This window comes from Pseudomonas sp. xss_2, assembly GCF_043104195.1.
Classification (GTDB): domain Bacteria; phylum Pseudomonadota; class Gammaproteobacteria; order Pseudomonadales; family Pseudomonadaceae; genus Aquipseudomonas; species Aquipseudomonas urmiensis.
Genome location: NZ_JBICKL010000038.1, coordinates 80,598 through 90,856 on the forward strand (window position 1 = coordinate 80,598; position 10,259 = coordinate 90,856).

Annotated in this window: 5 protein-coding genes; 2 read left to right on the plus strand and 3 right to left on the minus strand. The window is 62.0% G+C overall.

Going from position 1 to position 10,259, the window contains the following annotated elements:
* Positions 1–6: 6 nt before the first annotated feature.
* Complete coding sequence (locus ACF8K2_RS06080) at positions 7–1,134, plus strand: acyl-CoA dehydrogenase family protein (RefSeq protein ID WP_392463898.1); 1,128 nt, start codon at positions 7–9, stop codon at positions 1,132–1,134.
* A gap of 83 nt (positions 1,135–1,217) precedes the next feature.
* Here ACF8K2_RS06080 and ACF8K2_RS06085 read toward each other — a convergent pair whose 3' ends face one another.
* From ACF8K2_RS06085 to ACF8K2_RS06095, 3 genes are all read right to left on the minus strand, one after another.
* Complete coding sequence (locus ACF8K2_RS06085) at positions 1,218–2,231, minus strand: DUF4434 domain-containing protein (protein ID WP_392463899.1); 1,014 nt, start codon at positions 2,229–2,231, stop codon at positions 1,218–1,220.
* A gap of 72 nt (positions 2,232–2,303) precedes the next feature.
* On the minus strand, positions 2,304–3,662 hold the full coding sequence (locus tag ACF8K2_RS06090) for an HlyD family type I secretion periplasmic adaptor subunit (RefSeq protein WP_392463903.1): 1,359 nt from the start codon (positions 3,660–3,662) through the stop codon (positions 2,304–2,306).
* A gap of 7 nt (positions 3,663–3,669) precedes the next feature.
* Positions 3,670–5,826, minus strand: a complete 2,157-nt coding sequence (locus tag ACF8K2_RS06095) for a type I secretion system permease/ATPase (protein WP_392463900.1) — start codon at positions 5,824–5,826, stop codon at positions 3,670–3,672.
* Between the two features lie 727 nt (positions 5,827–6,553).
* Between ACF8K2_RS06095 and ACF8K2_RS06100 the strand changes: the two genes are divergently transcribed.
* On the plus strand, positions 6,554–10,259 hold a 3,706-nt coding region (locus ACF8K2_RS06100), incomplete at its 3' end, for a retention module-containing protein (protein ID WP_392463901.1).

Below are 10,259 nucleotides of genomic sequence, written 5' to 3' on the forward strand. Positions count from 1 at the left end.
TCGGCCATGCGTAGCCTTTTTCGCGACGACCATGAGCTGTTCCGTGACCAGGTCCGACGCTTTATCGACGAGCTCATCCTGCCGCATTACGACAGCTGGGAACGTGCCGGGGTGACGCCCCCTGAGCTCTGGCGCGAAGCCGGCGCCCAAGGCTTGCTGTGCTCGGCCCTGCCCACGCCCTATGGTGCCGGTGGCGACTTTGGCCACGCCATGGTGGTGATCGAAGAATTGGCCCGCGCCAACTGCCTGGGCATCGGTTTTTCGATCCACTCCGACATGGTCGCGCCATACCTGCTCAGCCTCGGCAGCCAGGCGCAGAAAGACCGCTGGCTGCCAGCGATGGCCGCTGGTGAACTGATCGGCGCCATCGCCATGACCGAGCCGGGTGCTGGCAGCGACCTGAAAGCGATCCGTTGCCGCGCCGAGCGCGACGGTGAGCACTATGTGCTCAATGGCCAGAAAACGTTCATTACCAACGGCGTCAATGCGGGCCTGATCATTGTCGTCGCCAGCACCGAGCCAGACCTGGGTGCGCGCGGGCTGTCGCTGTTCTGTGTCGAGGCCGGTTTACCAGGGCTGAGCAAAGGCAACCCCATGGCCAAGATTGGCCAGCATGCCCAGGACACCTGCGAGCTGTTCTTCGACGCGCTACGGGTACCGGCAGACTGCCTGCTGGGCGAGGAGAATGCTGGGTTCGAGTACCTGGGTCGGGAGCTGGCCCGCGAGCGCCTGGCGATTGCCCTGCGGGCTGCGGCGCATGTCGAGGGGATGTTGGAGCAGACCTTGGCTTATACCCGTGAGCGCAAAGTCTTTGGCAAGCGAGTCAGCGACCATCAGCACAACCGCTTTATCCTTGCCGATGCGCGAGCGCGATTGACCATGCTGCGGGTGTTCCTCGATGACTGTGCGCGGCAATTGATCGACGGCAGCCTGGACCCGGTGGTCGCGGCCATGGCCAAGCTCAATGCGACAGAGCTGCAGGGGCAGATTCTTGATCAGCTGCTGCAGCTGCATGGTGGCTATGGCTATAGCAGCGAGTATGGCATCGGCCGCGCTTGGGCCGATGCGCGGGCGCTGAGGATCTTTGGCGGGACCAGTGAAGTGATGCGCGAGATCATTGGCCGTTCACTTTGACGACCTTGCCACCGTGGGAGCGGGCTTGCCCCGCGATAGCATTGTCTCAGACGGCAAATCGTTGACTGACGACCGTTAGCTGATCAGCCGTGCCCGCGCAACCAGTCCTGGTGCAGGCGCCGCGCTCGCGGATCATCACCCAGCGCCCAAGGATCCAGGGCAAACGCTACCACCTGCTCGGCACCGGTGGTCTTGGCCCACTCCAACTGGCGGCGCACGCGGGTGTAATCCGCCGAACGTGCCTTGAAGTCGCTGCCATCGTTTTTTTCTGAGGGCAGTTGCTCGAACAGCTCCACCACCACATCGAACGGCACCTGGCGCCGACGCAGCTCCAGCAGCAATGGCTCGATCGCTTGCAGGTTGGCCCAGCCAGCCACGCCGACGCCATCCTGCACCACCGGGCGCAGCGCAGTGCTATCAAGCAGGGTGCGCCACAGCTGCAGCAATGAGCCATCGGTCTGCAGCACGCTGTAGTAGGTAGAAATCGACGGCACGCGGCCACTGCTGTGGCGAGCGTTGTCGGCCAGCGCGCCGAGCCATTGCGCCAGACGCTGCTGGCGTTCGGCGGTATCCCAGTGATACTGCTCAAGCTCATACGGGATGTACCAGCCGGCAAACGCCGGATGATTTGGCCACGGCGAGCTGCTCATATAGCGTCGAGCGTCTTCCAGGGATTTGGCAAAGAACGCCGCCTGCTCTTGTGGCTGCGCCCCCAGGGCTTGCCACCAAGCATTGTCGAACGGCAAACCGACCTGCACCTGCATGCCTTCTTCGCGGGCCAGGTCGAATACGGTTTGCAGCATCGGCTCAGGGATCATCCACGGCGACTCGCCGCCCACCAGGCCGACCCACTGCAGGGTGAGCGTACGACAGCCCATGTCGGCCATCGCCGCCATGCGCCGTTGCCATTGCTTGCGATCGAGCTCGGCGTGACTTTTCCACAGTTGCAGAAAGCTGCCCTGGACTCCGGTTGAGCGGCTGCAGCCGGACAGGCTGGTCAGGCCAAAGACCACGGGCGCGGCAGTCAGCAGGCACAGAACATGGCGACGGTTTAACGATGGCGTGGAAATGAGCAGATCCTTTCGATGGCATTGCACACGAATGGATCAAGGTTACCTCAAAGGCCTGATGCAGCCTATCGCCAGGCCCGCCGGCGCTAGGCTGCTCGATCACCTTTCGCGCAAGGCCTCGCTCCGTGCCTTGATGATCGGCTTGAGCAGATAGCTCATGATGGTCTTCTTGCCGGTCATGATGTCCACTGTCGCCACCATGCCAGGAATGATCAGCAACGGTTTTTCGTCAGTGCCCAGGTGACTACGGTCGGTGCGCAGGCGGATCAGGTAGTAGGTGGTCTTCTTGTCTTCATCGGTGATGGTGTCGGCGCCGATTTGTTCGAGCTTGGCCTTCAACCCGCCGTAAATGGTGTAGTCGTAGGCGGTGAACTTGACCGTGGCTTCCTGGCCGGGGTGCAGGAAGGCGATGTCCTTGGGCAAGATTTTCGCTTCGATGACCAGGCTGTCATTGAGCGGGACGATCTCGACGATGTCGTCACCCGGCTGGATCACCCCGCCGATGGTGTTGACCAGTAGCTGCTTGACCACGCCGCGCACCGGTGAGGTCACCAGGGTGCGGTTGACCCTATCATCCAGCGCTTTGCTGGTGGCGGTGGCTTTGCTCAGCTCGGTGCGCGCCTCGTTGAGCTGGGTCAGGGCGTCGCTGCGGAACTTGCCGCGGGTCTCTTCGATCTTGCTCTGGATCTCTTTGACCGCCGCCTCGGCACGGGGGATGGCCAGGGCGGTGGCATCCATCTGGCCACGGTTCTCCACCTCGGAACGGCGCAGGCGGAGGATCTCGACCTGGGAGATCGCGCCCTTGGCCACCAACGGCTCGGACATGGCGATCTCCTGGCGCAGCAGCTGCAAGCCGCTGGCGTACTGGGCGCGTTTGGAGTTGTACTCGCGCAGCTCCTGCTGGCGCTGGACCAACTGCTGCTCCAGGCCGCCGATCTCGTCATGCAATTGCTGGCGCCGGCTCTGGTACAGCGACTCCTCGCTGGCGGCCTGGTTAGGCGAGCTCTCGCGCAACTTATCGTCGATCTTCAATGGCACGTCTTCGACTTCTGCACTGAGACGCTCCACCCGCAGGGCCATGGCCACCCGATCGGCTTCAGTTTCGCCTTTGTTGGAGGCAAAGCGGGTTTCATCCAAGCGCAGCAGTGGCTGGCCAACTTCGACGACCTCCCCTTCCTTGGCGAAAATCTCGGCGACGATGCCGCCTTCGAGGTTCTGGATCTTCTGCACCTTGGACGACGGAATCGCCTTGCCTTCGCCACGGGTGACTTCATCGATCGGGGCGAAACAGGCCCAGACGATCAGGAACAGGAAGAACGCGATCACTCCCCAGATAGTCATGCGCACCACCCGCGGGGCATCTTCGATCAGTGCCTTGTTGACCTCGGGCAGGGGTTGCCCGCTGAGCGACTCCGACCCCTTGAAGTAGCGGCGCAGGTTGTCCTTGAGCTGGCCCATATCAAGCTTATGCAACACTGATCTGCCCCTTCTTCAGCGCTTCCATGACGGCCGCTTTCGGGCCGTCGGCGACCACTTGGCCGCGATCGATGACGATCAGCCGGTCTACCAGCGACAGCAGCGAGGCGCGGTGGGTCACCAGCAGCACGGTCTTGCCTTCGATTACGGCCTGCAAGCGCTGCTTGAGGCGCTCTTCGCCGGTGTTGTCCATGGCGCTGGTCGGCTCATCGAGCAGCAGGATCTGTGGGTTGAGCAGCAAGGCGCGACCAAGGGCGACGTTCTGCCGCTGGCCGCCGGAAAGGTTCTGTCCTCGCTCGCCGACCTGCAGCTCGTATCCGTCCGGGTGTAGCCGGGCGAATTCGTGCACGCCGGACAGCTCGGCGGCCTGCAGGATCATTTCGTCCTCGATGTAGCGGGCGCCACTGACCAGGTTGTCACGCAGGGTGCCTGCCAGCAGTTGGATATCCTGGGGGACGTAGCCGATGTTGTGGCGCAGCTCGCTGACATCGATCTGGCGAATGTCCACGCCATCGACCAGCAACGAGCCATTGTCCGCTTCGTAGAGACCGACGATCAGCTTGGCCAGCGAGCTCTTGCCTGAGCCGCTGCGGCCAATGATGCCGACCTTCTCGCCCGGGCGGACACTCAAGTTGATACCTTTGAGCGCCTGGTTCTGCTGGTTCGGATAGGTAAAGTCGACACCACGAAATTCGATGGCGCCCTGCAGGACCTGGCGGCTTAGCGGGCGCTCCTCGAAGTTGCGCTCTTGCGGCAGCTCCATCATCTGGTCGGTCGCGGCCATGGTCACCTTGGCCTGTTGATACCGGGCCAACAGCCCGTTGAGCTGGCCGAGCGGGCCGAGCGCGCGGCCGCTAAGCATGTAACAGGCAACCAGGCCGCCCATGCTCAGGTGGCCATCGATGATCAGGTAGACCCCCACACATATCATCGCCACGCCCGCCAGTTGCTGGATCAGCAGGGTGATGTTCATCGCCAGCCCCGAGAGCACCTTGACCCGCAGCTCGAGTCGACTGAGGGTGCCGAGGGTCTGCTCCCACATGTACTGGCGTTCGCTCTCGGCATTGTTGACCTTCACCGCGTCGAGCCCGGCCAGGGTTTCGATCAGGCTGGACTGGCGCTCGGAGGCCAGGGCCATGGTCCGCTCCATGGTCGACATCAACGGCTTCTGCAAGGCGTAGCCGATGCCCAGCGCCAGCGGGAAGGCGATCACCGGAATCCACACCAGGTGGCCACCGATGATGGCGATGACGATCAGGATCAGGAGGGTAAAGGGCAGGTCGATCAGGCTGGTCAGGGTCAGTGAGGCGAGGAAGTCCCGCAACCCTTGGAACTCGTGGATGTTCTGCGCATAGCTACCGACCCGTGCCGGGCGGTACTTCATGGCCATGCCGACGATGCGCTCGAACAACGTGGCTGAGATGATCAGGTCGGTTTTCTTTCCGGCAAGGTCCAGACACAGGCTGCGCAGACCCTTGAGGATCAGATCGAAAATGTAGGCCCCGGTGATGCCCACAGCCAGCACCCAGAGCGTCGAGGTGGCTTGGTTGGGCACCACCCGGTCGTAGACGTTCATGACGAACAGCGGCGCGGCCAAGGCGATCAGGTTGATCACCAGGCTGGCGGCAATGGCGTCGATGTACAGCCATTTGCTGCGCAGCAGGGTGTCGCGAAACCAGGAACGCGCACGTGGGATCAGGTTGCCGTGATTGACGTCGTACTTGTGCTGCGGCTGGGCAAAGAACACCTTGCCGCTGTAGTCGCCCAGCAGGGCCTCGCGGCTGACCAGCACCTCACCGCCGTCGCTTTCACTGAGCAGCAGCCGCGCGGTGTCGGCGTTCTCCCAGCCGAGCAAGACGGCACTGCGGCCTTCCTTGAGCAGCAACATGGCCGGCATGGCGATGCTTGGGATCTGCTCCAGCTTGCGTTGCAGCAAGCGACCTTGCAAACCGGCACGGGCCGCCGCACGGGGCAGCAATTCAGGGCTCAGGCGCTGGGCCGGCAACGGCAGGCCGGTGGTGAGCATGGCCCGGCTGGCGGGCTTCTGGTGCAGGACACACAGGGTCAGCAGGCTATCCAGCAACGGGTCATCGTGCTGACTACGTGGATCGTGACTGAGTTGGACTCGACTGACTTCGGATTCCACGCGGCGCTCTCTTCATCCTGGCGGTAGATGGGGTAGGTGCGCACTTCAGGCATTGCCTGGGGAGGCTCACCCAGGTCCAAGCCATTAACCCGCTAACGGCTATTTGCAATCAAACCTGGTATTGCATAGCACTTGTTGGGCCGAGGCTGGTGGCCAAGTAACCCACAACTGTTTCTAACCCTGACGTTGCTCTGCGCTGAGAGTTTCATTTCTCAGGCACTGGCAACCTGGCAACTTGGTAGCTCTTCGCCACACTATTAATCGGACCCTTTTACCAAGCCTAACTCGTGCTTGATTCGATGCAAGGCCCGGCTGTGAATTCTGCACCCCAACCCACGACAATCTTCTGTAGCGCCCGATATTGAGCCTTTCAAGATGATTCAACAAGCCTTCCAGGAGTCGCTGCTTTGAAGATTTTTGGAACATATGATCGCAGGTTCATAGCTAAACCTAGAGTAGGCATTGGCCTGAAGCCTCAAGCACGGCGATGACTAATACAAAAGTAAGAGTTGGCAATTGTACAACTCTCGATGTGACATGACTTGCAGCCCCTCGTAAGTATCGAGTGTTCACAGCCATCATCCAAACATCGGCATCATAGTCGGAAAGTTATAACCAGTAAGTGAGTGCGTTCAACGTAAAACAACTTTGAATTATTCCGTCTGCTCGCCGCATTCTCTCGCTGGCTGGGCATGGAAGCTACCGATCGGGTAACCCGGAGAGTCTCATGAGCACTGTCGTAGCCATCGTTAAAAGCATTGTTGGCCAAGTCGTCGCAGTATCCCCAGAAGGCATCCGGCGAGTTCTCATCGAAGGCGATCGACTGTTTGCCGGAGATCAGGTGCTCACCGGCCCCGGTGGCGCAGTGACGTTGCAGTTAGCCGACGGCCGCTTGCTCGACCTGGGCCGGGAAACCCAGTGGAGTGCCGAGACGCCCGCCAGCAGCACCGACTTGAGCCAGGCCAGCGCCCAGGCGGCGCCCTCGGTCGAAGAGCTGCAACAGGCGATCCAGGCCGGCGCCGACCCGACCACCGATCTTGAAGCGACAGCAGCAGGCCCGACCCCAGCAGGCGGCGACGGCTCGGTTGGCGGCGGGCATACCTTTGTCATACTCGAGGAGACTGCCGGGGTGGTCGACCCGTCGGTGGGCTACCCCACCGGGCCGCTGAATTTCTCCGAAGCGCTGCGCTTCGAGCAAACCGCCGGGCTCGATACCACCCGCGACAGCGTCGCGACACCGCCCGCCGCTGGCGCCGCAACTGCCGTGGCACTGAGTGCGACACCGACCCTTACCGAGGCGGGTGGGGTGATCACCTACACCGCGACTGTCGGCCAAGCACCCACCACTGACCTCAGTGTGAGCTTGTCCAACGGGGCAGTGATCGTCATCGCTGCCGGTCAGACCAGCGGCTCGATCAACGTCGGCGTGACGCCCAGCGAAGATGTTTACCTCGATAGCGGGCACGTCTCGGCGAACATCACCGGCACCAGCGGTGGCGGCCTGAGCGTCAACATCGACGCTACCCCAGCGACGACCCAGATCGTCGACACCATCGACCTCACCACCGCTACCCTCACTGCAACACCGAGCGTGACCGAGGGCGGCGTGATCACCTATACGGTGACCCTGAGTAACCCGGCGCAGACGCCTGTTACCGTTACCCTGTCCAATGGCCAGACACTTGCCATTGCCGCCGGACAGAGCAGCGCCAGCTTCAATGTGCAAACGGCGGCCAATGACGTTTACAAGAACGGCAGCAGCGTTGCCCTGAGTATCGACAAGGCCGTAGGTGGCAATTTCGAGAGCCTGGTCGCCGACAAGACGCCAGCGACAACCGTGGTCAGCGATTCGCTCGATACCTCGACCGTAACCCTGACTGCCACGCCGTCGGTGGCCGAAGGCGGCAGCATCGTCTACACCGCCTCGATCAATGCACCGGTCACCGGCAGCCCAGTGCTGGTGACCCTGGCCAACGGCCAGACCATCACCATCGGCGTCGGCCAGAGCTCTGCCTCGGTCACTACGCCTGTGAGCAACGATGCCTATCAGGGGCCCGCTGCTGTCAGCAACAGCATCACCCAGGTCAGTGGCGGCAATTACGAGAACCTGGTGGCGAACAAGGCGCCGGTCAGCACCAGCGTGGCCGATGTGCAAGACAGCACCAGTGTGACCCTGAGCGCCACCCCGAGCGTGGCCGAGGGCGGGCAGATCATCTATACCGCGACCCTTAGCAACCCTGCCGGCACTCCAGTTACCGTCACCCTGAGCAATGGCCAAACCATCACCATCGGCGCCAACCAGAGCAGCGCCAGCATTAGCGTGGCCGCGCCTGCGGATGATCCGTATCGCGATGGTGGGCAGGTCAACGCACACATTACCCAAGCAACCGGGGGCAACTTCGAGCATCTGGTGATTAACCAGGGCGAGGTTTCAACCCGTGTCAGCGATACCCAGGACATCACCCGGGTAACCCTGACCGCCACCCCCAGCATCGCTGAAGGTGGCTCGATCCTGTACACGGCATCGGTCGGCGCACCGGTCACCGGTAGCCCGCTGGTAGTGACCTTGGCCAACGGCCAGATCATCACCATCGCGGTGGGTCAAAGTGCGGGGACAGTCAGCTCGCCGGTCAGCAACGATGTCTATCAGGGGCATGGGTCGGTCAGCAACAACATCACTCAGGTCAGTGGGGGTAACTACGAGAATCTGCTGCCAGACCAGACACCGGTCAGCACCACTGTGACCGACACCCAAGACACCACTAGCGTGACGCTTGTCGCCACCTCGTCGGTGGCTGAAGGCGGCACTATCGTCTACACCGCCTCGGTCACCGCGCCGGTTACCGGCAGCCCTGTGGTAGTCACTCTGGCCAACGGTCAGACCATCACTATCCCGGTCGGCGCCAGCGCGGCTTCGGTCAATGCGCCGGCCGGTAATGACGTATACCTGGGACATGAATCGGTCAGCAATCACATCACCCAAGTCACAGGGGGCAGTTACGAACACCTGGTCGGCAACCCGGCGCCAGTGACCACTACGATCACCGACAGCCCTGACACCACCACCGTCACCCTGACCGCCACACCGACCGTTGCCGAGGGTGGCAGCATCGTCTACACCGCCTCCGTCGGCGCACCGGTGACCGGTGCACCTGTGGTGGTGACCCTGACCAATGGCCAGACCATCACCATTGCCGTCGGGCAAAGCGTCGGCAGTGTATCCACGCCTGTGAGTAACGATGGGTACCTGGGCCATGCACCGGTAAGCACCAGCATTGGCGCGGTCAGTGGCGGCAGTTTCGAGAACCTGGTGGCCAATACCTCACCTGTCAGCACCACGGTAAGTGACGTCCAGGACACTACCAGCGTGACCTTGACCGCTACCCCATCGGTCACAGAAGGCGGGACCATCGTCTACACCGCGTCCGTGAGCGCGCCGGTTACCGGCAGCCCCGTTCTGGTGACACTGGCCAACGGCCAGACCATCAGCATTCCGGTCGGGGCCAGTTCAGCTTCAGTAAGCGCTGCCGTTGGCAACGATGTGTATCAGGGTCATGACTCGGTTTCCAACCACATCATTGCTGTCGGCGGAGGAAGCTACGAGCAACTGGTTGGTAACCCAGCGCCGGTTTCTACCACTGTCACCGATGTCCAGGACACCACCGCGGTCACCCTCACTGCCACGCCCTCGGTCGCTGAAGGTGGCAGCATCATCTACACCGCTTCGGTCAATGCACCGGTCACCGGCACGCCAGTCGTGGTGACCTTGGCCAATGGCCAGACCATCACCATCCCGGTTGGCCAGAGCTCCAGTACCGTCAGCACCCCGGTGAGCAACGACGTCTATCAGGGCCACGCTCCAGTAACCACAAACATCACCAACGTCAGCGGTGGCAACTACGAGAATCTGGTTGGCAACCCAGCGCCGGTTTCTACCACTGTCACCGATGTCCAGGACACCACCACTGTCACCCTCACTGCCACGCCCTCAGTGGCGGAAGGCGGTAGTATCGTTTACACCGCAAGCGTCAATGCGCCGGTCACCGGCACGCCGGTGGTCGTGACCTTGGCCAACGGCCAAACCATCACCATCCCGGTCGGCCAGAGCTCCAGCACTGTCAGCACTCCGGTGAGCAATGATGTCTATCAAGGCCATGCACCAGTAACCACGAACATCACGGGAGTGAGTGGCGGCAACTACGAGAATCTGGTCGGCAACCCAGCGCCGGTTTCTACCACTGTCACCGATGTCCAGGACTCCTCCACGGTCACCCTGACCGCCACACCCTCGGTCGCGGAAGGTGGCAGCATCGTCTACACCGCTTCGGTCAATGCGCCCGTCACCGGCAGCCCGGTGATCGTAACCTTGGCCAATGGCCAAACCATCACCATCCCGGTTGGCCAAAGCTCCAGCACTGTCACTAAGCCTGTGA

Excerpts from the sequence above, each read along its gene's own strand:
- ACF8K2_RS06080 (WP_392463898.1), top strand. The coding sequence starts at position 7 with ATGCGTAGCCTTTTTCGCGACGACCATGAGCTGTTCCGTGACCAGGTC.
- ACF8K2_RS06090 (WP_392463903.1), bottom strand. The coding sequence starts at position 3,662 with ATGGGCCAGCTCAAGGACAACCTGCGCCGCTACTTCAAGGGGTCGGAG.